The sequence below is a fragment of the Shewanella spartinae genome, assembly GCF_019457555.1.
GTDB lineage: Bacteria > Pseudomonadota > Gammaproteobacteria > Enterobacterales > Shewanellaceae > Shewanella > Shewanella loihica.
This window is the reverse complement of sequence record NZ_CP080418.1, coordinates 889,607-914,793: the sequence shown is the minus strand read 5'-3', so window position 1 is coordinate 914,793 and position 25,187 is coordinate 889,607. Positions and strand designations below refer to the sequence as shown.

Annotated in this window: 24 protein-coding genes and 1 riboswitch; of the genes, 12 read left to right on the top strand and 12 right to left on the bottom strand. The window is 53.9% G+C overall.

The window, feature by feature from the left end; all coding sequences use genetic code 11:
• Positions 1–109: 109 nt before the first annotated feature.
• From rlmC to ohrR, 3 genes are read right to left on the bottom strand one after another with little or no spacing between them, the layout of a single operon-like run.
• On the bottom strand, positions 110–1,249 hold the full coding sequence (gene rlmC / locus K0I31_RS04080) for a 23S rRNA (uracil(747)-C(5))-methyltransferase RlmC (RefSeq protein WP_220079998.1): 1,140 nt from the start codon (positions 1,247–1,249) through the stop codon (positions 110–112).
• 42 nt (positions 1,250–1,291) lie between these two features.
• The gene (locus K0I31_RS04075; RefSeq protein ID WP_220079997.1) at positions 1,292–2,533 is read right to left on the bottom strand and encodes a glycerol-3-phosphate dehydrogenase/oxidase; all 1,242 of its coding nucleotides are present in this window, start codon (positions 2,531–2,533) and stop codon (positions 1,292–1,294) included.
• A gap of 33 nt (positions 2,534–2,566) precedes the next feature.
• Positions 2,567–3,034, bottom strand: coding sequence for a transcriptional regulator OhrR (gene ohrR / locus K0I31_RS04070; RefSeq protein ID WP_258406567.1), 468 nt, complete (start codon positions 3,032–3,034; stop codon positions 2,567–2,569).
• A 322-nt stretch (positions 3,035–3,356) separates the two neighbouring features.
• Between ohrR and K0I31_RS04065 the strand changes: the two genes are divergently transcribed.
• The 4 genes from K0I31_RS04065 to K0I31_RS04055 all read left to right on the top strand — a co-directional run bounded on the left by K0I31_RS04065 (position 3,357) and on the right by K0I31_RS04055 (position 6,451).
• Positions 3,357–3,794 (top strand): OmpA family protein, encoded by a 438-nt coding sequence (locus K0I31_RS04065; RefSeq protein ID WP_220079995.1) that lies wholly within the window; start codon positions 3,357–3,359, stop codon positions 3,792–3,794.
• Between the two features lie 269 nt (positions 3,795–4,063).
• On the top strand, positions 4,064–5,482 hold the full coding sequence (locus tag K0I31_RS04060) for a cytochrome C biosynthesis protein (protein WP_220079994.1): 1,419 nt from the start codon (positions 4,064–4,066) through the stop codon (positions 5,480–5,482).
• 106 nt (positions 5,483–5,588) lie between these two features.
• Positions 5,589–5,786 (top strand): hypothetical protein, encoded by a 198-nt coding sequence (locus tag K0I31_RS20095; RefSeq protein ID WP_011864602.1) that lies wholly within the window; start codon positions 5,589–5,591, stop codon positions 5,784–5,786.
• Between the two features lie 260 nt (positions 5,787–6,046).
• Positions 6,047–6,451: a hypothetical protein gene (locus K0I31_RS04055; protein WP_220080772.1), complete on the top strand. Its 405-nt coding sequence runs from the start codon at positions 6,047–6,049 to the stop codon at positions 6,449–6,451.
• A 27-nt stretch (positions 6,452–6,478) separates the two neighbouring features.
• Here K0I31_RS04055 and K0I31_RS04050 read toward each other — a convergent pair whose 3' ends face one another.
• The 4 genes from K0I31_RS04050 to K0I31_RS04035 all read right to left on the bottom strand — a co-directional run bounded on the left by K0I31_RS04050 (position 6,479) and on the right by K0I31_RS04035 (position 11,028).
• Complete coding sequence (locus K0I31_RS04050) at positions 6,479–7,663, bottom strand: GGDEF domain-containing protein (protein ID WP_220079993.1); 1,185 nt, start codon at positions 7,661–7,663, stop codon at positions 6,479–6,481.
• Positions 7,664–7,775: 112 nt separating this feature from the next.
• Positions 7,776–9,341, bottom strand: coding sequence for an alkyl hydroperoxide reductase subunit F (ahpF, locus tag K0I31_RS04045; protein ID WP_220079992.1), 1,566 nt, complete (start codon positions 9,339–9,341; stop codon positions 7,776–7,778).
• Positions 9,342–9,517: 176 nt separating this feature from the next.
• Positions 9,518–10,087, bottom strand: coding sequence for an alkyl hydroperoxide reductase subunit C (gene ahpC / locus K0I31_RS04040; protein WP_011864598.1), 570 nt, complete (start codon positions 10,085–10,087; stop codon positions 9,518–9,520).
• A 197-nt stretch (positions 10,088–10,284) separates the two neighbouring features.
• Positions 10,285–11,028, bottom strand: a complete 744-nt coding sequence (locus tag K0I31_RS04035) for a spermidine synthase (protein WP_220079991.1) — start codon at positions 11,026–11,028, stop codon at positions 10,285–10,287.
• 360 nt (positions 11,029–11,388) lie between these two features.
• Between K0I31_RS04035 and K0I31_RS04030 the strand changes: the two genes are divergently transcribed.
• Positions 11,389–11,940 carry a mechanosensitive ion channel domain-containing protein gene (locus tag K0I31_RS04030; protein ID WP_011864596.1) on the top strand — a complete coding sequence of 184 codons (552 nt, stop codon included), beginning with the start codon at positions 11,389–11,391 and terminating at the stop codon, positions 11,938–11,940.
• 16 nt (positions 11,941–11,956) lie between these two features.
• Positions 11,957–12,925: a magnesium transporter CorA family protein gene (locus tag K0I31_RS04025; RefSeq protein WP_220044351.1), complete on the top strand. Its 969-nt coding sequence runs from the start codon at positions 11,957–11,959 to the stop codon at positions 12,923–12,925.
• 89 nt (positions 12,926–13,014) lie between these two features.
• Here K0I31_RS04025 and K0I31_RS04020 read toward each other — a convergent pair whose 3' ends face one another.
• The gene (locus K0I31_RS04020; protein WP_220079990.1) at positions 13,015–13,752 is read right to left on the bottom strand and encodes a dienelactone hydrolase family protein; all 738 of its coding nucleotides are present in this window, start codon (positions 13,750–13,752) and stop codon (positions 13,015–13,017) included.
• A 99-nt stretch (positions 13,753–13,851) separates the two neighbouring features.
• Entirely contained in the window at positions 13,852–14,841 is a 990-nt protein-coding gene (locus K0I31_RS04015; protein WP_220073186.1) for a 2-hydroxyacid dehydrogenase, read from the bottom strand.
• A gap of 218 nt (positions 14,842–15,059) precedes the next feature.
• On the opposite strand from K0I31_RS04015, the gene K0I31_RS04010 reads away from it, so the two are divergent.
• The 6 genes from K0I31_RS04010 to K0I31_RS03985 all read left to right on the top strand — a co-directional run bounded on the left by K0I31_RS04010 (position 15,060) and on the right by K0I31_RS03985 (position 21,733).
• Positions 15,060–15,476 carry a hypothetical protein gene (locus tag K0I31_RS04010; protein WP_220079989.1) on the top strand — a complete coding sequence of 139 codons (417 nt, stop codon included), beginning with the start codon at positions 15,060–15,062 and terminating at the stop codon, positions 15,474–15,476.
• Positions 15,451–15,981: a class I SAM-dependent methyltransferase gene (locus K0I31_RS04005; protein WP_220079988.1), complete on the top strand. Its 531-nt coding sequence runs from the start codon at positions 15,451–15,453 to the stop codon at positions 15,979–15,981. The genes K0I31_RS04010 and K0I31_RS04005 overlap by 26 nt, the downstream gene beginning before the upstream one ends.
• Before the next feature lie 25 nt (positions 15,982–16,006).
• A complete protein-coding gene (locus K0I31_RS04000; RefSeq protein ID WP_011864590.1) occupies positions 16,007–16,294 on the top strand; it encodes a hypothetical protein in 288 nt (95 codons plus the stop codon).
• A 93-nt stretch (positions 16,295–16,387) separates the two neighbouring features.
• Entirely contained in the window at positions 16,388–17,065 is a 678-nt protein-coding gene (gene rluA, locus K0I31_RS03995; RefSeq protein WP_220079987.1) for a bifunctional tRNA pseudouridine(32) synthase/23S rRNA pseudouridine(746) synthase RluA, read from the top strand.
• Positions 17,066–17,199: 134 nt separating this feature from the next.
• Positions 17,200–17,661 carry a transcriptional regulator AsnC gene (gene asnC / locus K0I31_RS03990; RefSeq protein ID WP_011864588.1) on the top strand — a complete coding sequence of 154 codons (462 nt, stop codon included), beginning with the start codon at positions 17,200–17,202 and terminating at the stop codon, positions 17,659–17,661.
• 220 nt (positions 17,662–17,881) lie between these two features.
• The gene (locus K0I31_RS03985; protein WP_220079986.1) at positions 17,882–21,733 is read left to right on the top strand and encodes a S8 family serine peptidase; all 3,852 of its coding nucleotides are present in this window, start codon (positions 17,882–17,884) and stop codon (positions 21,731–21,733) included.
• Positions 21,734–21,852: 119 nt separating this feature from the next.
• Here the strand turns inward: K0I31_RS03985 and K0I31_RS03980 are convergent, their stop codons facing one another.
• From K0I31_RS03980 to K0I31_RS03970, 3 genes are all read right to left on the bottom strand, one after another.
• A complete protein-coding gene (locus tag K0I31_RS03980) occupies positions 21,853–22,959 on the bottom strand; it encodes a succinylglutamate desuccinylase/aspartoacylase family protein (RefSeq protein ID WP_220079985.1) in 1,107 nt (368 codons plus the stop codon).
• Positions 22,956–24,314, bottom strand: coding sequence for a lysine-sensitive aspartokinase 3 (gene lysC, locus K0I31_RS03975; RefSeq protein WP_011864585.1), 1,359 nt, complete (start codon positions 24,312–24,314; stop codon positions 22,956–22,958). The genes K0I31_RS03980 and lysC overlap by 4 nt, the downstream gene beginning before the upstream one ends.
• Before the next feature lie 129 nt (positions 24,315–24,443).
• Positions 24,444–24,620: riboswitch (Lysine riboswitch) on the bottom strand.
• A 103-nt stretch (positions 24,621–24,723) separates the two neighbouring features.
• A complete protein-coding gene (locus K0I31_RS03970; RefSeq protein WP_011864584.1) occupies positions 24,724–25,155 on the bottom strand; it encodes a DUF3293 domain-containing protein in 432 nt (143 codons plus the stop codon).
• Between the last annotated feature and the right edge of the window lie 32 nt (positions 25,156–25,187).

The window sequence follows — 25,187 nt, the reverse complement described above, 5'->3', positions numbered from 1 at the left end:
CGCCGCTAAGTTGCGCGCAGCCTTTTGAAATACTGGTTAATTAGATTATGACAGACAGGTGACCGTCTGATGACAGACGTATAGAGACTCGATAATTGAGACTCAGCGGTTACTCGCCGATGCGCTGCAGCATCACCAGCACCTCGAAATGATCTGTGTGAGGGAACATGTCAAACAGCTGCACCTTGGTCACCCGGTAGCCTGAGATACAATGTAGATCTTTGGCCAGCGTCTTGGGATTACAGCTGGAGTAGAGAATTGCCTTAGGGGCAAACTCGCTCAGGGAGTGGCACAGGGCCTCGCCGATACCGCGTCTGGGCGGGTTGACTATGATAAGCTCTGGCTTCTCTTCGCCGCGGCTGTCACTGGCAAAGCTGGTCGAGTCCAGCGCGGTGAAGCGCACTTTATCAAGCCCCAGCGTCTCGGCCGACATCTTGGCACAGGCGATCGCTTCGGCCTCGATCTCTATGCCGGTGAGGGCCACCTCTTTTGAGGCGCAGTGCAGGCCGAAACCGCCGACGCCGCAGAAGAGATCCCAAATCGATGTAGGCGCCAATTCACGGGTCCACTCCCGCGCGCTCAGGTAGAGCTTGGCCGCCACTTCGGGATGAGTCTGGAAGAAGCTCTTTGGACGAATGTAGAGGGGCACGCCATTAAACTCCTCCTCCAGCCGAGTCGCCTCGGTGAGGAAGATCTCCTCCTCTCCCTCCAAAATTGCCATATGTACGGGCTGCAAATTCACCGACACCACCTTGATCTCAGGGTACTCGGCTAACAGCCTTGGCAGTTCACGTTCGATGCGGGGAATGGCCTGCTCCGAGCGCATCACGAAACGCAGCATATACTCGCCGCGTACTTGACTGCGGGTCAGCAGGATAAATTTAAGCTCGCCCTTGGCCTTATCGACCCTATAGGGCGGGATGCCAGCCTGGCGCACGAACGCCTCTAATCGGTGCAGCAACTGCTGCATATCCTGAGGATAGAGGCTGCAATCACACAGGCTCACCGCCTCGCCGCTCGGGCTCACCAGCCCCAATATAGGTTGATGGGCGGCGCCCAACACCACCATCTTGGCCTTGTTACGAAAACCGCTCTCTGGCCCCACCACGGGAGGAAGCCACTGCTCCACCGGCAGATCCTTGAGCAGTGCCTCCAGGGTCGCCGTTTTCGCCGCCACCTGATCACTCAGGGGCGTCTTGAGATGACGACAGGAAAGACACTGATTAGCATCGAAATAGGCACACTTCACGGATGGTTTGCTCGCAGCTTGGCTTAAAAAAGGCGCCCTACTTTAGCCTTTTTGAGGAGAAAAATCACCTTTCGCCGTGGGCGATTCGCTTGATGGTGCCTCATCTGTCACGGGAGTGAGGCGCAACTTATCGACATCGGCACGTATCGGCTTGGGGCCGCGGCGATTCTTGACCCAGGCCAGCGCCTCCTTGGCCGTGTGCCTGAAGGTGGTCAGCTTACCGCCATAGACGGTGAGCAGGTTCGGATGGGTATCGCGCGACAGCATCATCGTATCCCTTGGCAGATCAAACGCCTCGCCGCCCTGCTTGGGCAGCACACGCACGCCGCAATATCGCCCTGTGATGCGCTCCTCGAGCGCGCCATCATTCTCACTCAGGGGGAAGTAGTGGCGGTAGATCCCCAGCAGATAGGCCTCCTCGGCCGGCGTCACACCCGCCGCGTCCACCGCATCGATTGGGGTCTCTGTGGTGCCTATCATTGTCTTACCCTGCCAGGGCATGACAAACACCACCCGCTTATCGAAGATAGACTCCAGGTAGAAGATGCCGCTGGGCGCTGGGATATCCAGCACCAGATGACTCCCCTGCACCAGCTCTACCGGCGATACTTCTACCTTAGGGATGACCCGCTCGAGCGTCTGATTGACCCAGGGCCCGGTGGCGTTGATGACGCAGCGACTGCTGAGGCGCCGCGATTCACCCTTATGGCTAAAGCTGACGATACAGGAGTCTGGCCTGTGCTCTATCTGCTCAAGGCTGACTTGGGTCAGCAGATCGGCGCCTAACAGCCTGGCACTCTGGGCCACTGCTCGGGTCAATGCGCCATCGTCGGTCTGGGCGTCCCAGTAACGAAATACGGCGCGCAGCCCCTTGAGTTTGAGTCCAGCAAGCTCACTCCAGCGACTGGCCGGCACAGACTGAAACTGGCCCAGGGGATCTAGCTCGCTCAGCAAGGCATACAGGCTCAGCCCGGCGCGAATGGCCAGCGGGCCGCGCTGACTGCCACGATAGATAGGGATATAGAAAGGCACTGGCTTTACCAGCTCAGGCGCCAGTGTCAGCAGCGCCTTGCGCTCACTCAGGGATTGGCGCACCAGGCCAAGTTGACCCGACTCTAAGTAACGCAGGCCGCCATGGATCAACTTACTGGAGTTCGACGAGGTCTTCTCGCCCAGATTATCCTTCTCAAGCAGCACCACAGAGTAGCCGGCGGCCTGGACACACTGGGCGATGCCCACCCCAGTTATGCCGCCACCAATCACCACTAAATCCACTGCTTGCATATCGCATCCTTTCGCTTAATGAATCTAATTAGATTAACCCTGACTCGCCGCGTCTAGGTAGCGGTAGGCCTTGTCACACAGGCGCTTGAGCTCAATAAACTCTTCGGGCTCGCCCCCAAGTTTGCAGCGCATCTGCTTAGGGATCGACCGGGCCTGCTGCTGCAGCTCACGGCCTGCGTCGGTCAGCTGCAACACCCGCACCCGCTCGTCGGCTTCGCTGCGCCCACGGGTCACCAAGCCTTTGCTTTCCAATCGTTTTAGCAGAGGTGTCAGGGTGCCCGAGTCCAGGTGTAGCTGCTCACCCAGGGTCTTGACGCTGATCCCCGGCTCCTGCCACAACACCAACATCGCCAGATATTGGGAATAGGTCAAGTCCAACGCCTCCAGCAGAGGGCGGTATGCACGCACCATGGCATTGGCGGCGCTGTAAAGCGAGAAGCAGACCTGGTTTTCGAGGGCCAGGGGATTAGGCTGAATATCTTGGCTCGTGGATTGACTCATGAATTGAAACGCCATCATTAAATTGCACACAACTTTTACCAAGTTTACGCCATGTGCAGGCCAAAGTGAAAAATTATCAAAAAAATTTTTCACTGCATAGTTAGTCAATAATCTGTCATCTTTACAGAGACTTAATCAAATAACTAAGTAAAACCATCTAGATGCGGCTCGACTGAATCCTGACGCTAGGTTAAATACTCAAAAAGGCTGAAATTTCCGCACCTTTCCACCAACAAAGATGGTTGCTTTTCGAGCGATAATCCCCTAAATTCCCCCCACTATTCAGCTCGATACACTAAAAAACACAATGGAGGTGTTCACTATGAAGCAATTGCTGCTAGTGATGTTGTCATTTCTCTTTGCCGCCCAAGTCAGTGCCGCCTGCCCGCAAAACATCAGCTTTGGCGACATTCCCTTTGAGAAAAACAGCTCTTACTTCGATAGCCGATATGCCAAACAGTTGCAGGCGCTGATAAAGAAGACTCAAGCCGACAGCGGTTACCTGCTGCTGGAGTTTCCCCTCTACAAGGGCGAGACAGATAAGAAGATCAGAGACTATAACCTCTGGCTCGCCAACCGCCGCATCGAACGGGTCAAGACCTTCCTGACCAAGGCCGACTACAACCAGCCTGTAGTCACTAAGCTGCTGACGGCCAGCAAGGAAGATACCCGTACCCTGAGCCTTCACTGGTGCCAGCAGGGCGAGAGCGAAACCACCATCGCCAGCACGGTAGACCCAAGCCGTCACCAGTTAAAGTAAGCGCCTCAAGGGGTATGCTGTAGCCAATAGGCTGGAGCTAAGTAAGCCCTAGCTAAATAGGTGCTAGTCGGCAGGCCGTCTCCCTCAAAATTGGCGAGGCGGCAGCTTGACGATAGATAAAAATCCGCGCCAGTTAACACTTCCTGTACATTTCAAGATTTGTGTTGCAAATCTTAAACATAAACTTAGTCTCCCCCAGCACCCGCAGTAAACTGTCCCTAGAACGCCTTTGTCATCGTCTTTTGGCAAGTCAGCCCCGGGGAGGGATTATGTTTAGAGCCCTGATGTTTTGTTTTCTGTTACTCTCGAGCGCACTACCCAGCTTCGCACAAGCCGAGGAACACACTGCGTCTCAGAATGCCACCTGGCATTATGTCGACGCCGACGGCCAGCTGAAGATTAAGCTCTATTTCTTCTGGTCTAAGACCTGTCCGCACTGCGCCGAGGCGCACCCCTTCATCGACAGTCTGCCGGAAAAGTATCCCTGGATAGAACTGGAGTCACACATGGTGTCTCAGGCGGGGACTCAGGAAAAATGGCAGGAAATCGCCGAGCAGACCAAGGTTGCCGCCCGCTCCGTGCCCTATATCGCCGCCTGTGAACAGGCGACCGTAGGCTACAGCAGCGAAGCCGTGACGGGACAATTTATTCTGCAGCAGCTCAAGGCCTGTTACCGCGCCCTGGGCGGTGTGGTCGCAGACGATGATCAGGTGACCCAGACCGGGACTGCATCCGCTGAGGGCGAACCGCTGTTTGCCACCTGTAGCGCCAGTAGCGAATCCGGTACCTGTGACCTAGGGCTGGAAGAGAGCGCACCTGCAGCGCCCGTCACTAAGGTACAACCCATAGAGCTGCCGCTGATCGGCGTGGTGGCGCCAGAGCAGCTCTCCTTGCCAGTGTTGACCGTGGTGCTCGCCGGGGTCGATGCCTTTAACCCCTGCGCCTTCTTCGTACTGCTGTTTCTACTCTCTATCATGGTCAACGCCAAGAGCCGCAGCCGCATGCTGATCGTCGGCGGCATCTTCGTCTTCTTCTCGGGCTTTATCTACTTCCTGTTTATGATCGCCTGGCTCAACATCTTCGAGCTACTGGGCGCGGGGAGCGATGGCGGCCTCATCATACTCGGGGCGGGCCTGATGGCATTGGTCGCCGGTGCCATCAACATCAAGGAATACTTCTTCACCAAGGGCGAGGTCAGCCTCTCCATGTCGGCGGAAAACCGCACCGGACTTATCAAGCGCATGGGTAAACTCACCAGCGCCAGTAGCATGGCGGCGATGATTGCCGGCACTGTGGTCTTGGCCATCCTGGCCAACGCCTATGAGCTGCTGTGCACCGCAGGCTTCCCGATGATCTACACCAGCGTCTTATCTATGCATGAGCTGCCGGCATTCGAGCGCTACCTCTACCTGGCCTTCTACAACATAGTCTATGTGATCCCGCTGGCGGCTATCGTGATCGCCTTCAGCGCTACCCTGGGTAAGCGCAAGCTCACCGAGAAAGAGGGACAGACCCTGAAGCTGATGTCGGGGATCATGATGATTGGCCTGGGTGGCATGCTGGCCCTGGATCCGACCGCACTGCAAAATGCCGGCCTGGCCATTGGCTTGATCTTCGCCTCCATCGGCCTGACCTTCATCATCAGCATGGGACGCAAATTGATAGAGAGACGCGGCGCCACCAGTTAATTTGGCAAAGGCTAAAGTTTTCCAAAACGCTGCCGATAGCACTATAGTTAACCTAAGCGAATTTTTCGGTTAACTATAGGCTCTCACCCAGTTTAAGGCGGTAATCATGGCAATAACAGTTGGAACCAGTAATCTACAACCTAATCTAAGCAATGGAAGCGTTGGGGTTAAAGTTGCACAGCTCGCCAAAGAGCAGCAGCAGGCAGAGGGAGAGATTGCACTACAACTGATTGAAGCGGTTGACTCGGCGCCTAGCGCTGGGCCTGTGGGAAATAGTGGTCACAACATTAATACCACAGCTTAGATCAGAGCGAACTTCGCAAAGCCCTCATCATGAGGGCTTTTTTTATGACCCTTGATTGTTGCCGCTTTGATCTGATCTCAGGCTCACCTCCCTGTATCAGGCTAAAGGGCTGCCAACATCCGACAAAGATATTTGGCTAACGAGGTAAAAAATACTAAGCTGGGCCGACCTTGTGATATGCCCAGGCGTGCAAATCTGGCAAAACTGGTTACAGATTGCTGGTCACAAATAGTGGAAGATTAATTATGGAGGATAACAAGATGCGAGGAGCCGGCGGCAGTTCCGGAGGGATAGGCCTGTTTTTAGTGGGCCTGGTGATGATGTGCGGCGGTTTCTACCTGCTGCTGAACGCCATTTCAGTGACTTCAAACTTTAGCCTTGGCTATCGACTCTACAACGTCGGTGGCATGGGGATCACCGGCGGCACCATACTGATCCCGCTTATCTTCGGCATAGGCATCATCTTCTATAACGCCAGAAACCTGCTGGGTTGGCTCTTGACCCTAGGTTCGCTCACAGCACTAATCTTCGGTGTACTCTCCAGCGTCAGATTCAACCTCAGGGCCATGACCACCTTCGATCTCTTGGTCATACTGGTGCTGGCAATTGGCGGTCTGGGGCTGTTTTTACGCTCGCTCAAGGCCATAGACGCCAAATACAGCTAGCCTTATGGGCGCCTTACAGAGGCGCCGTCACGACTGGTAGGAACTGACGACCTTATCTTCGGCCGCCTCCCCTTTGGCCACCCCAGCGCTGAATCTATCCCGTCCCTGCGCCTTGCTCTGATAGAGAAGCTGATCGACGCTGGCCAGCAGCTCATCCGCATCCAAGCCCGGCTGCCACAAACAGACGCCCTGAGAGACGGTGACATAGGCGCCTAGCGTCGAGTCTGGATGGGGGATCTCGGCGTCCTTGAGTTCATAACGTATCTGCTCGGCAATATGACGCGCACCGCTGAGATCTGTATCGGGCAAAATGATGGCAAACTCCTCGCCGCCGTAGCGTGCCGCCAGATCCCGAGGCCGGGAGGCCACCCCGTGTAACACCTCACCCAGCCTTACCAGACAGCGATCGCCATCGCTATGGCCCAGGCTGTCGTTGAGGCGCTTGAAGAAATCCACGTCCAACAGGATCATGCTCAGGGGGTCACCAGTGCGCTCGGCGGCCTTGATCTCCAGGGCGAGCACCTCATCGAAATGACGCCTGTTACTCAGGTCAGTTAGACCATCGATGAGCGCCATTCGCTTAAACTGCTGCAACAGCTGCTGTTTCTCGGCGTCGCGCAAGATTGCCTTACGAAACCATTGCAGCAGCACCTTCTGCCCGGTAATGATGATCACCAAGAGACAGACGAACTTGGTCAGGGCAAAGATAGGATTTTCCGGGATCTCGATAAGCCGGGTCACCAGGCTGACCAACAGCAGAGGCACCACACTGACTAGGAGCCAGCGGCGCACCGGGAAAAGAGAGATGGCGAAGGTAAATACCAGCACGTCGGTTACCGAATCGACTGTGGCAAGAGAGCCATATTCACCCAACAGGTTATAGGAGCTGGTGAGCCAGTAATGGCCCACCACAAAGTAGATCCAGGCGACCTCTAACACCAAGAGATAGGCCAGCACCAGCCCCATGCGATGCTGCTCTGGCTGACGATAGAGGATCCCGGCCAGACCAAACAGGGCGATGCATAGGGTCGGCATCTGCAGCACCAGAAGATCCTGCAGCGTCAGAAGGCTATTCATCTGTAGCATGGACGCAAAGAAGATGGCGACAAGCAGAAACACGGAGAGATAGGCGGTCCATTTTACCGAGCGGCAAAGATAGATGTGGGTTTCTTGGACTAGGAGTTCGTCAAAGCTTTTTGGCTTATTATTCATCGTGTCTGTGCCCGCCCTCTTCTGCTTTCGTCATAAGCTTAAGTAATTATAAAGACGAAAAAAAAAACAGCCAGCATAAAGCTGACTGTTTATTTTGTGGCATTTTGTACCTTTAAGCGGCTTCCGCGTCCGCCGGCTCGCCTAGACGGATTAGGTAATCGAAGGCGCCCAGAGAGGCTGTCGCGCCACTGCCCATGGCGATGATGATCTGTTTAAAGGCAGAGTTGGTCACATCGCCCGCGGCGAATACGCCTGGCAATGACGTCTGGCCTTTAGCATCGACGATGATCTCGCCGCGTTCGCTAAGATCAACTGTGCCCTTGAGCCACTCGGCGTTAGGCACCAGACCTATCTGTACGAAGATACCCGCCAGGGCAACATGGTGCTGCTCACCCGTGGCTCTGTCTGTGTAGTTCAGGCCTTGTACCCGGGTGCCATCGCCCACCACTTCTGTGGTCATCGCCTGGGTGATGATCTCGATGTTGCCCATGGAGGCCGCTTTACGCTGTAGCACCTCGTCGGCGCGTAGCTTGCTGTCGAACTCCAGCACGGTAACATGCTCAACGATATTGGCCAGATCTATGGCCGCCTCTATGCCCGAGTTACCACCGCCAATCACGGCGACGCGCTTGCCCTTAAACAGCGGGCCGTCACAGTGTGGGCAGTAGGCGACGCCTTTGCCGCGATATTCTTTCTCGCCCGGCACATTCATCTCGCGCCAGCGAGCGCCCGTGGCCAGAAGTACCGTCTTGCTGCGCAGCAGTGCGCCGCTTTCGGTCTGGATCTCAAACAGCTCGCTTGACTTGAGGCTCAGGGCGCGCTGGTTATCCATGATATCGACATCATAGTCGTGAACATGGGCTTCCAGGTTGGCCACCAGCTTAGGCCCTTCGGTCGCCTTGACCGAGATAAAGTTTTCGATGCCAACGGTTTCGGCCACCTGACCACCAAACTTATCCGCCAGGATGCCGGTTCTCAGTCCCTTACGGGCCGCATAGATGGCCGCCGATGCGCCAGCCGGGCCGCCGCCGACCACCAGCACGTCGAAAGCCTCTTTCTGGCTGAGCTTTTCCGCCTGACGGCTGGCCGCGTTGACGTCCAGCTTATTGAGGATCTCGACCACGCTGATACCACCGACAGAAAACGGCTCGCCGTTCAGGTAGACAGAGGGTACCGCCATGATGTTGCGCTCGTTCACTTCATCCTGGAACAGGGCGCCGTCTATCATGGTGTTTTGAATGTTAGGGTTGATCGCCGACATCATGTTGAGCGCCTGCACCACCTCGGGACAGGTTTGACAGCTCAAAGATACATAGGTCTCGAAGCGATACTCGCCCGGCAGGTCGCGGATCTGCTCTATCACCTCAGGTGCGAGCTTGATCGGATGGCCGCCTGTGTGCAGCAGGGCCAGCACCAGTGAGGTAAATTCATGGCCCATTGGCAGGCCGGCGAAATGGATCTGGCTGCCGGTGTCAGGGCTAGTCACAGTCATCGACGGGGTACGCTCACCCACGGATTCGGTCAATGACACTAATTCTGAAAGCGCGGCAATATCGGTTGCCAGCGACAATAACTCTTTTGCTTTAGGACGCTCATCTGCCGATACGACAAGTTCAACTGGGCGCTTGAGGTTTTGCAGATAGGTAGTCAGCTGATTTTTCACATTCGCATCTAACATGATAACTCCTAGGAAAAAGTGGCCCCCATAAGGGAGCCAAAAACATAGGGAAAAATTGCCGGCTCGCATGCAGGGGGAGGTGAACCGGCAATGAAAAAGAATGATGATTAAACTACTTTGGCTTTCGCCGGGTCGCCCGAGATGATGAGACCCGGGCGACCTTGAGGAGGAAGATCTTAGATCTTACCAACCAGGTCCAGTGAAGGCGCTAGAGTCTCTTCACCTGGCTGCCATGCTGCCGGGCAAACTTCACCGTCGTGAGTCGCAACATACTGAGCCGCTTGGATCTTACGAACCAGCTCAGAAGCGCTACGACCGATACCCAGGTCGTGAATCTCGGCAACCTTGATCTGACCTTCTGGGTTGATCACAAAGGTACCGCGCAGCGCCAGACCTTCCTCTTCGATCATCACGCCGAAGTTGCGTGAGATAACACCCGTTGGGTCGCCGATCATTGGGTAGTTGATCTTGCCGATAGTGTCTGAGCTATCGTGCCACGCCTTGTGAGTGAAGTGAGTGTCGGTAGACACAGAGTAAACTTCAACACCCATAGACTGTAGCTTCTCATAATGGTCAGCCATGTCACCCAGCTCTGTTGGGCAGACGAAGGTGAAGTCGGCAGGGTAGAAGAAAACCACAGACCACTTACCCAGTAGGTCTTGCTCAGTCACAGAGACGAAATCGCCCTTGTGATATGCGGTGGCTGAGAAAGGCTTGATTTCGGTGTTGATGATAGATTGAGTCATTGCTTGCTCCAGTGCTCGTTATTAACAGTAAATTTGTGGGGTGAGGCGTTTGCCTTGACCCCGTGTTCGTTGTCGATGAGGAGATAATAACGAGACTGGATAATTAAATATAACGGATAAAAACTATCATACTAATCGGTTTTTAAGATTATCATTGGCATGACGACATAAAACCGATTAAGGGGAGCGAGTCGGTCTCACTCCCAGGTTTCGAAGCGGGTCAGGCTGCGACCCAACTGAAAGTCCAGCAGCAGCGACAACTGCTGCGCCTCGGCCTTAAGGCCGCTGGCGCTTATCTGACGCGCCTGTTTACCGGCGAGTACCACCCAGTTCCCACCACCCGTCAGACAGGCGCGCACGTCGCTAAAGTGTTTCTGTAACAGGGCCAGTAGGGTGGCGTTACGGCTATGCTCCTTCCAGCAGTTAAGCACCAAATAACCTTCACTCTTGAGCAGGGCGGCGGCGTTGGCGATAAAGGTCTCGCTGAGCTGCTGCTCGTCCACGCCGTCGCCATGGTAAATGTCGGCGAAGATCACGTCAGCCTTCTTATGATCCCCGTCTGCCAGAAACGCATTGGCATCTTGATGAATCAGGTTGAGCTTCTTACCCAGCGGCAACCAGAAGTAACGCTTGGCCACCTCGATCACTGCCTCCCTCAGCTCTACCGCGGTAATATTAATCCCGCGGTCGAAGTTACGCAGTGCATGAATGAGGCCGCCGCCACCCAGGCCGAGTACGATGACGCGTTTAGGCTTGATAAAAAGCAGCACCAGCAACATGGCCTGCAGATAGGTATGCATGGGCACATGCAGCGCCGACTTGAGCAGCTTGCTCTGCTCATCGTTATCCCCAAAGGAGAGCAGGCGAACCTCCTTATCTTCCATGACCAGCAGTGGGCCGTGGTCATCTTCGCCGGTATATAGGGTGGTATAGTCTGACATCTGTCTCTCCGCAGGAACGCCTCATCTTAGGCGCAGGTTTTCAAACGCAATAAAGGTTAGGCGAAATAAAGGCGCTAGTATGCCGCAAAAGCCCCCACAACGGCAAAGGCAACAGCAAAGGCAACAGCAAAGGCAACTGCGCACACAACAGCAGGCAGATCCCTTTCCTGAAACCTTTTACAGAGCCTTATACAAAACGTGAGGCAGGCACGCGGGTTTAGTTTGTGAGTTAAGGGTAAGAACTAAGCAGCCTCCTCCGATGCCAAGCCCCCTACGCTCATTCGCCCCATCATTCTCGCGTTGCAATCGGGCAAGCCTTGTAGTATTTGTTTGAAATCTTTGGCTCATTTGCAATTTACCATGACACAAACCCTACTCGTCAGCTGTCTCTACATCGGCATCTTCATCTTCGCCCAGCGTCTGCTCACCAACTGGATCGCCAAGCTGGCCGAGTCCAAACAGGTCTCCTTTAAACGCACCAAGATGGTGACCCAATATATTACCTACCTGCTGTTTATCATCATCGCCTGTCTCTGGGTGATCTCACTCGGCATCGAATATCAGCAGGTTTCCTTGTTTATCTCCTCGGTATTTGCCGTGCTCGGCGTAGCCTTGGTGGCCCAGTGGTCAATTTTGAGTAACATCACCGCCGGGATCTTGATCTTCTTCGTCTTCCCCTATCGTATTGGCGATCGCATCAAGATTATCGACAAGGATGAAGATGTCAGCGGCATCATCGCCGAGATCAGCCTGTTTCATGTGCTGATCGAGCGCAGCGACGGCATCACCATCACCTACCCTAACAACCTGATGCTACAGAAAGGGGTATTGAAACTGACTCAGGCGCACACTCAGGCCAAGCCCTTGAGCGAATCGCCCGAGAAAGACCATACTCAAGTACAAAGCGATTAACCGACAGGGGGCCGCGATGCTCACGACATTACTCTATGATCCGCAAAATAATTCGCTCACCCGGGGCGACGCGTCTCAGGTCGCCAGCTGGCAGCAGAGGGACGACACCATACTCTGGCTCAACATCGACGGCGAGATAGACAGCGAGCTGAGCGAGTCGTTGCAGCGGGATTTCGGCCTGCACCCATTGGCGCTGCAGGACGCCTCGCGCGATCGCCATCCTCCTAAGATAGAGGACTTCGATGACCATACCTTTATTCTGCTCAGGGGCTTGTCGGCCGACTCTGACTCCATCAACTGCGACAACATAGTGCTGGCGCTGTTTGTGGGGCCGCGTTTTATCGTGACCCGCCACAGCAAGCGTTCCCTCTCCATCGAGCGCACCATGACCTCGCTGGAGGCGGGCGAGCTGTCGCTGCAAAACACAGGCGCCGTGGCGCTGAAGCTCAGCCGCTACGTGATCAAGCGTTATCATAAGATCCTGTTCGACCTCGAGAGCCGGTTAGAGGAGCTGGAAACCGTGATGCTCACCACCGCAGACGATAAGATCTTGGCCGAGGTGGTGCTCTACAAGACAGATCTCACCCGCCTGAGACGCAACTTTCACTACCATGTGGAGCTGTTCGACAGCCTACGCAGCGAGCCCTCTATCCCCTTCGACGACAGCCTCTACCATGAGATCAACGACGTCTGCGAGCATCAACACAGGGCGGCCAGCCTGGCGGACCTCTTCTATCAGGTTTCCAGCGATCTGATCGATGGCTATATCTCCATCAGCGCCCACAGGCTAAATAACATCATGAAAGTGCTGACCATCATCACCGCCATCTTCGTGCCGCTGACCTTTATCGCCGGCATCTATGGCATGAACTTCGAGTATATCCCAGAGCTAAAACACAAAGATGGCTACTTCATCGTCTGGGGGGTGATGCTCACCATCACGGCAGTACTGATCTGGCTATTCAGGCGCCGCAAATGGCTCTAGCTAGCCTCTAGCGCGGATTGTCTCGACTAAAGTAAAAAGGCGAACCTTAGGTTCGCCTTTTTGTTCTATTCACTTTTTACGCACGCAGCTTAGCGCAGCACCCGATGGTAGAAGGCCACCGCCTGCTGATAGATCTGTAGCGCCAACGCGGGATCGTATCTGTCGCCCTCATCACGCATAAAGGCATGCTGGGCATTGACCTCGAGATAGGTAAACTTGCGCCCCGTCTCAGTGAGTCTATCGTAGATGAGCCTACGCCCCTCGCTCGGCACATGGGGGTCTTGCTTACCAAACACCAGTACCAACTCCGCCTCGATATCCCCGGTGCGACTGAGGGAGTCATTACCCGGATTGGCCGGCAGGGTACTTGAATGAATGTCCGTGGGGTAGAGACAGAAGGCACCGACCACATCGATATTGAGCGCGGCACGGTAGGCCAGATGACCGCCGATACAGACACCCATGGCACCAACCTGATTGGTGCAGAAGGGCTGGCTCATGGCAAAGTCGACTAGGGCCTGGGTATCACTGTCGTGATGTTCCAGCGCCTTGGTAAACTTATCCTGATTGCCCTTGTCTTTGCCCTCATCGTCATAGGCCAATACAGTGCCTATGGGGTTGAGTTCATGGAAGACTTCCGGTACCAAGACCACGAAACCGTGACCGGCCAACATGGTCGCGGCCCTGGCGATTGGCGCGGTCTGCTGGAAAATCTCCGAGTAGAAGATGATCGTCGAGAACAAGCCCTCGCTGTCGGGACGATAGAGATAACAGCGCATGGTGCCCGTGGGCGTGTCTATGTCGTGAACTTCCTGTTTTACCATCATAATCTTGCCCTCAGGCCAATAAACTTATCCTTAAGTTATCAGCCTGGGCTCCCCTTGTCAGGTGAAACCCGGCTGACGAAATTAAAGTAGCGAAAGAAGTTAAAATAGCTGGTTAGGACACGCTTCGCCATCGAGCAGCTGACGCACATTGGTCAGGCTGGTGTGGGCAATGGCGCCCAGCGCCTCTTCGGTGAGGAAGGCCTGGTGACCGGTAAAGATCACGTTGTGGCAGGCCGACAGGCGTCTGAACACATCGTCCTGGATGATCTGGTTCGACTTATCCTCGAAGAAGAGCTCTTTCTCATTCTCGTACACATCCAGCCCGAGGGAACCTATCTGCCCCGTCTTGAGCGCCTCCATGGCATCGAAAGCATTTAGAAGACCGCCACGGCTGGTGTTGATCACCATGACACCAGGCTTCATCTTATCGAAGCTCGCCTTGTTGAGCAGGTGATGGTTTTCTTTGGTCAGCGGACAATGCAGGCTGATGATGTCGCTCACCGCGTAGAGCTCATCCAGCGACAGGTATTCGATGCCCATATCCAGCACCGCCTGGTTAGGATAAGGATCGTAAACTACCACCTTACAGCCGAAGCCCAGGAGGATCTTGATGGTCGCCACCCCAATCTTACCCGTGCCGATCACGCCGACGGTGCGGCCATGCATGTTGAAGCCCACCAGCCCCTCAAGGGAGAAGTTGGCATCGCGGGTACGTTGGTAGGCCTTGTGCACCTTACGGTTGAGGGTCAGCATCAGGGCCACAGTATGCTCGGCCACCGACTCGGGCGAATAGGCGGGAACGTTTACCACCCTGATCCCCAGGCGTTTGGCCGCCTCGAGATCGACGTTGTTAAATCCAGCGCAGCGCATCGCAATGATCTTAGTGCCATTTTTAGCTAGCTCTACCAATACCTCTTCACATAGCGAATCGTTGACGAAGGCGCAGATCACCTCGAAACCATAGGCCAGCTTGACCGACTGCATACAGAGGCGATAGTCGAAATACTCAATCTGAGCGCCAAAGGCCTGGTTGGTGCGGTTGAAATGTTCCATGTCATAGTGCTTAGCACTAAAAAAACCTATTCTCATCTTAGCTACCTAAAAGTGATTCAACATTAGACAGAGATTTGTCACCCTAGTATCACAAAGCCCCTGCCTGTCTTGGCTCCATTATAGCTAATGAAATATGTGACTTAGCAAAGATAAATCGCGCTTAGATCACGAAATAGTTAACTTTGTGAGCCGTCAATGTGTTTTATGCCGATTTCCTGCTAAGCTGGCGCAAATTTTCAGTCTTCTTTCGCCCCATGAGTCAAAAGCACAAACAGATTTCCGAGAAACAGTTTTGGCTGCAACGCCTGAGCAAGACCAGCCTGCGCGCCCTGCACATCTTAGGCATAACAGGTGCCGGTGGCGGCATCTTACTCGGGGTGGATAAAAGCCTGTGGTGCAACTACTGGATCTTGGCCATGAGCACAGGCAGTTTGCTGATGCTCTGGGAAGTGGTCAGAGACTGGCGCTGGCTGATCCAACTAAAGGGCGTATTGACCCTGGTGAAACTCTGCCTGCTGGCGCTGTTTATTCCCCTCGCTAACTACAAGCCCGAGCTGCTGATCGCCATCGTTTTGCTGTCGGTGATCGTCTCCCACGGCCCGGCCGGGCTCAGACATTTCTCAGTAATTCATGGACGACGCCTCGATGGACAAAAAGAGATTAAAGGCTGAAGCCGCTCCGCTGCTGACGCAAAGCAGCCAGCTTCTCGAACTCGATAGCCATCCCGAGGTGCTCGACCTAGCCTGCGGCAGCGGGCGTAATGGCCTCTGGCTGGCCGCCCATGGCGCCCATGTCACCTTTCTCGACAGAGACCTTGGCAGACTCGCGGCTGTACCTAAGCAGTGTCAGGCGTTAGCGCTCGACTTGGAAAGCGGCGAGCCACGACTCCCCGAGTCGCGATATGACATAGTCCTGGTGTTCAACTACCTGCACCGCCCGCTGTTTGAGCTCATCAAAGCGAATATCAAACCCGGCGGTCTCATCATCTACGAGACCTTCATAGAGAAGCAGGCCGAGGTGGGCAGGCCCAAGAACCCCAACTTCCTGCTGGCCGAAGGCGAATTATCGCAGTGCTTTTGTGGCTGGGAGACTTTGCACGCTTTCGAAGGTAATGTAGGCTGTGAAGAGACGCCCTGCTTCAAGGCGCAATATATTGGCCGTAAACCGGCTAACTAGGATCTCACAGCGTTAAGGACGATAGATGTTTCCCTATCCCGAACAGTACCGACTCGCCGCGCCGCCATTGGTCACCGCCCTCATGGTTTTATGGTCGATAGTGTCTCGCGCCCTGTTCGGTGACGACAGCGCCATCGCCTTCTACCCGCTGTTTATGCTGTTTCCCCTCAACATCTTGCTGCATGGCAAGTTGATCTGGCAGGCCAAGGGGATTGAGCGACTGGATCAGAGCATCTACGCCTTTATCCACCTCAGCCTGGCGTTCGTGGTCTGGACCTTTGCCATCATGCATGTCAATGGCCACAGCTTTTAGGCCCGCTAAACCACGCAGGGTTCGTGGGTAGCACTTGCGCCGCCCGCGCCCTAAAGGTATCTTTGCAGCCCGATTTAACACCCAAGGTTTGCCATGTCTGATTTTGTGTATGCGCCGCCCACCGAGCCCTGGCTCGAGATCCTTCATGAGGATAAAGATATTCTGGTGGTCAACAAGCCCTCAGGCCTACTGTCCGTGCCTGGCCGCGACCCCGCCTATTATGACAGCGTCTACACCCGCGTCCTACGCGATCACCCCAACGCCCAGATAGTTCACCGCCTGGATATGGCGACTTCAGGCGTTATCGTGGTGGCCCTCAGGCGCAGCGCCGAGCGGGAACTTAAGCGCCAGTTTCGCGATCGCGAGACCCATAAGATCTACTATGCCCGGGTCGCCGGTCATCTGAAGGCGGAGCAAGGTAGCGTCGACTATCCGCTGATCTGCGACTGGCCCAACCGCCCGAAACAGAAGGTGGATCATCAAATCGGTAAGGCATCTAAGACCCTGTTCGAAGTCGTCAGCCGTGCCAAGCGCTCGACCCTGGTTAAGCTCACGCCGATCACAGGTCGCTCTCACCAGCTGCGCGTGCACATGATGGCCATAGGGCACCCCATCCTGGGCGATAACTTCTACGCCGACCCACTGGCCAAACGCCTAGCACCGCGTCTGCTGCTGCATGCCCAGTCGCTGAGTCTGACTCATCCCTACCGCAAACAGCCTATGACCTTCAGCACGCCAATCCCCTTCACGGATGTCACCGAGGAGCAATAGAGCCCGGTGTTAACTCATCGGCATTCACTGGGCCTGCTTCGCGATAAAATCTACTTAATTCGTTAAAAGATTAGCCGTTAGCTAACCAATACCGTAAATTACCTCATAATGTTGACTTAAAACGGTATGTAGCAATGGATAGTTCATTTCAGCGAGATCAGCTCGACAACCAGATCCTCTCGGCGCTTATGGAAGAGGCGCGCACCCCCTTCGCCGAATTGGCCAAACGTTTCGGCGTCAGCGCCGGCACCATACATGTGCGGGTAGAAAAGATGAAACAGGCGGGCATCATCACGGGCGCCCAGATCACGGTAAACCCTAAGGCCCTCGGCTATGACGTCTGCTGTTTTATCGGCATCAACCTCAAGAGCGCCGGCGACTATCCCGCCGCCATCGCCAAACTCAACGCCTTAGAAGAGGTCACCGAAGCCTACTACACCACGGGGAACTACAGCATCTTCGTCAAGGTAATGTGCCAGTCGATCGATGGCCTGCAACATGTACTGATCAACCGTATCCAATCCATCGATGAGATCCAATCCACCGAGACACTCATCAGTTTACAAAATCCTATCAGCCGCGCCGTGAAGCCTTAATCCAGTACCACTGGGGCTTACAGCCTTAGTGGATACTACTATTTAAAAACCGCTTACAACTTTTTCTTCTACCAGCTTTAACTTTGGTAATCTTTTGTGTTAAAAAGAACAAGCCGTCAACATAGCGGCAACAAAATAAGAAAAGATTAGTAACCAAAGTTACAGCAATACCAATAGTGTTTTGTGTCTCAAAACACTTCTATTTGACAAGGAAGAAGTTGTGAAAACTAAATTATCTCTAGCCATTTCAGCGGCGCTGATCTCGAGTGCGGCTGTAGCCAGCAACCAGTACACCGCAAATCCCTATGCTCCGGAAATCACTTCTGCTGATAGCTACAAGAAGCCAGCAGCTTCTCAGCCTTCACAAGTGGCTCCGCAGCGCTTCATCATCGAACTGAACTCTCCTGCCGTTGCTAAATACCAAGGCGGCATCGAGTCAATGGCGGCCACAGCCCCTAAGAAAGGCCAAAAAGTTAACGTACAGTCTGCGCCAGCTCAAAGCTACGCCAGTTTCCTAGCCAAAGAGCAGTCACAATTTGTGAGTGAACTGGCGAAGAAAGTACCTAACGCCAAAGTTGAGCAAAGCTTCAAGACCCTATTCAATGGTGTGACTATTGTTGGTCAAGGTCTGAGCATCGAGCAGCTAGCGGCCATGCCAAACGTTAAGTCTGTCTACCCTGAGACTATGTACGAAGCTAACATGGACTCATCTCACGACGTCATTAACACTGAAGCGATGTGGGAAGCGGTTTCTGGCATGGAAAACGCCGGTAAAGACATTCGTGTAGCGGTAATTGATACAGGTATTCGCCCAGAAAACCCAATGTTTGCTGGCGAAGGTTTCACAAAACCAGCCGAAGGAATGCCAAGCGACGACTACTGTTCGACAGTAGATGCAAGCTTCTGTAACGACAAACTAATCGTTGCCCGTTGGTCACAACCTACTTTTGAAGTGTGTGCCGACGAGCATATGAGCCCACTGGGTTACGGTGGTCACGGCTCTCACGTTGCCGGTACCTCTGTAGGTAACAAAGTCACCACTACCTACGAAGGTGTTGAAGTTGAACTATCTGGTGTTGCACCTGCAGCCTACCTGATGGTTTATAAGGCACTATTTACTAAGACTGACTGTGCACGCGGCAGCGGCTCTAACATCATGCTGATGGAAGCAATGGAGCACGCCGTAAACGATGGTGCAGATGTTATCAACAACTCTTGGGGTGGCGGCGCTGGTGGCGACCCAGCCAACAGCCCATACAAGGCTATGTATGAAGCTGCTGAAGCGGCTGGCGTAGTCGTTGTTACCGCTGCAGGTAACGATGGTAACGGCCCACAAACTATCGGTTGTCCAGCCTGTATCGAATCAGGTATTACCGTTGCTAACACTACTACTGGTCGTTTCTTTGCTAACACCCTAACCGTTGATGGTGAAGAGATTCTTGCACTGCAGGGCAACAATGGCCTGCTAGAGGCAGATATCACTGCACCTATCATCGCTGCAGCTAACATTGACGCAGAGAACACCCTTGGCTGTACGCCATTTGCTGCCGACTCTTTCAAAGACGGTATCGCCCTGATCTCTCGCGGTTCATGTTCATTCGCAACCAAGGCTGAAAATGCCGAGGCTGCGGGCGCGAAAGCTATGGTCGTTTACAACAGCGTACCAGGCGCTCCAATCTCTATGTTCATGCCAGATTCAACACTGCCAGCAGTGATGGTTTCTGACGCCGACGGCGCAGCTATCCTTGAAGATCTGGGTGATGACACCACAGGTACTATCGCGGCTGAAGTGACTCGTATCGTTAACAGCAAGTTTGCCGATATCCTGAACCAGTCTAGCTCTCGTGGTCCTAACGGTAACCAAAACATTCTGAAGCCAGATCTTGCTGCGCCAGGTACCTCTATCCTGTCGGCAACTTCTCCTGATGAAGATGGTACTGACTTTACCACTATGTCTGGTACCAGTATGGCGAGCCCACACGTTGCAGGTGCTGCTGCACTGATGAGCCAGCTACACCCTGATTGGTCAGCAAATGACATCAAGACAGCGCTAACTTCTACTGCTCACATGGCAGGCGTACTCGATGATGATGCGGCGACTCCTGCCGATCCATTTGCAATGGGCGCGGGTCGTATGGATCTAGATGCTGCGGCTAAAGCAGTACTGACCTTCGACAAGCCTTCAATTGCTTCTGACTCTTGTGTCGGTCCTTGTACTTTCACTCGTACCGTATACAACAAGAGTGACGAGAAGACCTCTTGGGAGCTTTCAGCTTCTTCTGACAGCGCAGGTATCAGCGTATCGCCTTCATCACTGGAACTGGAAGCTGGCGAATCAGCAACCTTCACTGTGACTGTTGATTCAACCTTCAGCGAATACGGTGCTTGGATCTTCGGTAACGTCATGATCAAGAGCGCATCTCACCAAGACGCTCACCTACCAGTTGCTATCCTGGCTAAAGAATCAAGTGATTCTTCACTGATCTCTACCATGGCAACCAAGGCTGATCTGACAGCTGCTGAAGATATGCCAATCAAAGCCGTTGTAAACAACACAGTATTTGAAAACACTGTAACTGTTACCGCTATGGCACCAGAAGGCACTAAACTTACTTCTGCCGATGACGTTGAAGTTACGCTAAACGGCGCAACGCAAAACGGTTTCGAAGTTGATGAAGCGCTTGGTCGCATCACCTGGGTAGGTCAACTGGATCTGCCACAGATTAAGTCTGCCAAAGGTACTGGCGCTAGCCCAAGTATCTTCGACCTAGACCTGGCCTATGTACCAGCTTGTGCTGATGGTTGTGATGAGAAATCATTCACCTTCAACCTACCTGAGTTCAAGTACAACGGTGCAACTTACACCCAGCTAACCATCTCTGATAACGGTATCGCAATCGTTGGTGGCGGTTCAGCATCTGGTACTTGGAACAACAAGGAACTGCCAGATAGCGCGAATCCAAACAACATCCTGGCACCGTTCTGGAGTGACTACGACCTGAGCGACGGCACTGTCGGCGACACGGGTGGCGGACAGCTAGGTATCCAGGTTGTTTCTGCTGGTGGTAACGAGTGGATTGTTGTCGAGTGGAAAGATGCCCAGCTATATGCTGACGCCTCTGGCAACAAGTACAGCTTCAGCCTTTGGATCCAAACTGGTGACGTAGAAGATATTTGGTTCAACTACCTAGATATCCCTAACATGCCAAGCAATGTCACTATCGGTGCAGAAAACATCAGCGGTAGCGTAGGTACAACCTTCCACTACAACGGACAAGGTGGCACTGTCACTACTGACGATTATGTTGCACTGCAAGCGACCTCTTCAGGCAGCGTAGAGATCGACTATCTGGCGACGCCAACTAGCTTCAACCCAGGTCAAACAGACAACTTCTCTGTTGACGAAGAAGCGACCTTGGAAGCAAACGTGTTAGAAAACGACACTGTTAGCCAGAAAGTAGCTCGCGTCTCTGTAACTGGTGACGGCATGACAGCTAACGCACAACGCATCATCGATGTTGCGCCAGCTGGTGCACTAGGTGAAGCAACACTGGTTGACGAGCCTGCACACGGTGAAGTGACTCTAGAGAAAGATGGTTCTATTACCTATACACCAGAAGATGATTTCTTCGGTAAAGACTCATTCACTTACACCTCTAAGGATGCCGAAGGCAACCTGAACGCAGCGACCACTGTTAATGTTATGGTTAACAACATCAACGATGCACCTACCGTGGCTCCTACAGGTATGACAAGTACCGAAGGCTTCGTGGTAACCGCTAAGGCCAATGGCAAAGACGTTGATGGTGACAGCCTGACCTACACTTGGACACAGACTGCAGGTACACCTGTTACCTTCAACAACGGTGGCGCAGAAATTAAGTTTACTGCTCCAGCAGGTAACAACACCCTGACCTTCTCTGTCGTTGCCAGCGATGGTGAGCTAGAGAGTGAAGCGGGTACGGCGACTATCACAGTTAACGCCAAGGAAGAGAAATCTTCAGGTGGTGGTTCACTGGGTTGGTTCGCTCTGCTGATGCTACCATTTGCCGCGCTACGTCGTCGCAAGTAAGCAGATAGCTTGAACAGAAAAAGGGAGCCACTTGGCTCCCTTTTTTATTGATAACGCGAAAGGCGACTAAACCAAGCACTGAACGATGAAGTACAAATCCACCAGGCTAAAAGCCAAACCTAAAGCGCAAACACCTTAGTCATCACCTTATAGAGCTCTGTGCCTTGATACACTGACGCCGAGGCAAAATGTAGTACGGGCACACAGTCCACCGGCAAACTCAGAGGCACTATCGCATCCTCCTCACCATATCTGTCGACACGCAAGATGTTAGCGAGCGGTTCACCGACCATGAGCGGCTGCCCCACCTTAGCCTTGTACTCCACCAAACCGCCTTGCGGCGCATGATACTTCTTATAGTCTTTCAGGTAACAGGCGTAGCGTGGCATCTCTGCTGGCTCAACCCGTTCACTTATCACGCCGCGCTTGCTCAGATAGGCCATGATCCCTTCGACATCCACCAGGGCATCTGCCAGGTCGACATTCTCCTGACTACCAAGCTCCAGGGTAAAGGCCGATACGGGCACCTCAATCTCGCGCCCCTGAGTGGCCAGGTATTCGCTCAGCTGCCACCAAGGGCAGAAGATAGACTCATCCATGGCCCCGCCAAACTCATTGGGGATCAGCAGGGTATAGGGAATAGAGAAATACTTGGCAGCATCTTGGTCATACTCGGGGCAATAGAGGTGCTTGCACGACTTAGGGCCGGTATGCAGATCCAGCACGATATCCGCCTCATGGCCCATCTGCTGCAGGCTCACCGCCAGACGATGGCCCGTAGTGATCCCCCATGGCTCATGCAGACGGCTATAGCAACGCTCGACCAGCAAGGCCCTGAAATGGGCGATCAGCTCGGCATCGTTCAGGTGTTTATGGCCCTGATACCAGCTAGCAATATCCAGCTTATGGTCGAGATATTCGCGGTTCCAGTTTACCCCTGTTATGGGGTCGAACCGGCCCAGGGTAAACTCGCCACTCTTCTGATTAATTCCCAGAGGATTGGCCAGGGGCACCAAGGTGATCTTGCCGCGCAGCTCACAGCCTTCTAGGGCCTGCATCAGCTGATAGATCACCGCATTGCCCTGCACCTCGGCGCCGTGGACGTTAGCCTGAATATAGACGCTAGGCCCGGTCAGCACCTCAGGGGCAAACTCAAACAGATTCAGCTCGAGATCTTGACCCGTGGCGAGCTCGCCAATCTTTAGCGTAGAACGACCCGGCTTCATAGTGACCCTTCAAACAAGTTTTGATGCAGGGCGCTGACGACCTGAGCCGCCTCAGACTCGGCCACCAGGACACATAAGTTATGTGGGCTGGCGCCCTGACAGATCATGCGCACATTGTGGGGCTCTAACACCTCGAACACGCGGCGACATACACCCGACGTGGTGGCAATCTTATTGCCCACTATCGCCACCAGCGCCAGGCCATCTTCGACCCGCACGCGGCAATGCTGCGACAGCTCCTGCAGTAAGGCCTCGCTCAGCAGGCTGTTTCCGGCAGAATCTGAACCCGTCTTATCTAACGTCAAAGAGACGTTTACCTCTGAGGTGGTGATTAAGTCCACACTGATCTTGTGGCGCGCCAAGGTGGCGAAGGTCTCGGCCAGGAAGCCTTGAGCGTGAAGCATCTGCAGGCTATGCAAATTGAGTAGCGTCTGGTCGCGTCGCACCGCCACGGCGCGATAGATAGGCTCGTCGTTCACCTGATGACGTATCCAAGTGCCGCCAAGTTCAGGAGCCTTGCTAGAGCCGACAAACACCTGAATCTTGTGTCTGACCGCAGGCAAAATGGTTGCCGGGTGCAGCACCTTGGCACCGAAGGTGGCCATCTCGGCCGCCTCGTTGAAACTTATTTCAGGGATAGGACGCGCATTCGGCGCGAGGCGTGGATCTGTGGTGAAGATCCCCGGCACATCTGTCCAGATCTCAACCGCAGACGCATCCAGCGCCTCGGCAAGTAGGGCCGCCGAATAGTCACTGCCCCCACGGCCTAACGTGGTGGTGGCTCCCTGTTCATCGGCGCCGATAAAACCTTGGGTCACGATTCGTTGCTCACTAAGCAGGGGCAACAGATGCTCTGTGCAAAGCTGCTTAACCGCTTCTATCTGCGGCTCGGCGCGACCGAAATGACTGTCGGTGCGCATCACCTGACGCACATCGAAGGCACTCGCCCGCTCGCCCTTCTCTCTCAGCACGGCAGCAAACAAGACAGATGAGCACTGCTCACCCTGGGCAAGCAGTTCGTCTGTGGTCGCCTTATTGCGGTTTTGGGAGAGCGACTCGCTCAGGCTGGCAATCTTACTTAAGATGGCATCGAGACGGGCGGCCACATCATGGGGCTGACCCAACTCGTCGAGGATCTTGTATTGAATCGAGGCGATCGCCTTGAGCAGCTGCTGACGACGCTCAAAGTCCACATGCTCCTGAGTCAGCTCCACCAGCAGATTGGTCACACCGCTCGAGGCGCTGACGACCACCACGCGGGTTTCAGGATTGGCCAATACGATATCGGCGCAGCGGTTCATCGCCTCATAATCGGCAACCGAGGTACCACCAAACTTAGCAACAACAATAGACATTAGCGCACCTCAACCCAAGTAGCTGACGATGACACAAAAGAAATAGATAACATTGAATACGCTCCGAACTTACTTCGTTCGAAGAGCCTGGTGCAAAGATGACGCACCCCAAGACGGGAAACAGCGATTGCCACCAGAAGCTCTCCACCAAAAAACAGGTGACAATCGATGGGATTCAGCCCAGTCGACCGATAAATAGATGAAACCAAACATCTCTTTACCTCGGCGTTAATCTCCCTCATAAACCGTCAACGGAGTTTGGACTCCTCGGGCTTACTACCTAGTTAACGCTCCTCTTCTGTATCACTAACCTTAAGGTCAGGATGCAAGAAAACTATCAAATAACCGAATAAAAAGTCAACGATATTTTAGCTTGTCTTGATGAAAGCCTCTCAAGTTCCCCCGCCTGCTAGCGGCTGATGTCGGGCAGCTCGCTAACCAGACAGACCCGGGCAGAAAACTTGCCCAGGGTGAGCTCGTCATACTCCACCAGACAAGGCACCAGTTGCAGCTCGTCCTCATCGACAAAATAGATGGCGTTTTGATTAAACACCTTGCCAAGATCTACGGCTGCGGCCTTATCGATAGACACGGCCCAGCTCTTCTCCATATGACCTCTGTCACTGGAGGCGCCGATCAGGGCACGATAAGGATATTGGAGACGTTGAATATGACGTTGAAGCTGTTTGTCGAGGAGACGGTTTTGCGAGGGAGAAAGGTGTTGGCCTTTAGGATTATGAGCGGTAATGATTGCAAATGATAACGAAGGAGAGAAAGGTTGCGTAAGTAAGAACTGCGTTTGCTGATAGCATTGCCAAAGGTGTTCGCTTGCTGTGCTCATCACTAAAATATTCCTAAATTAGATTCCGTCGA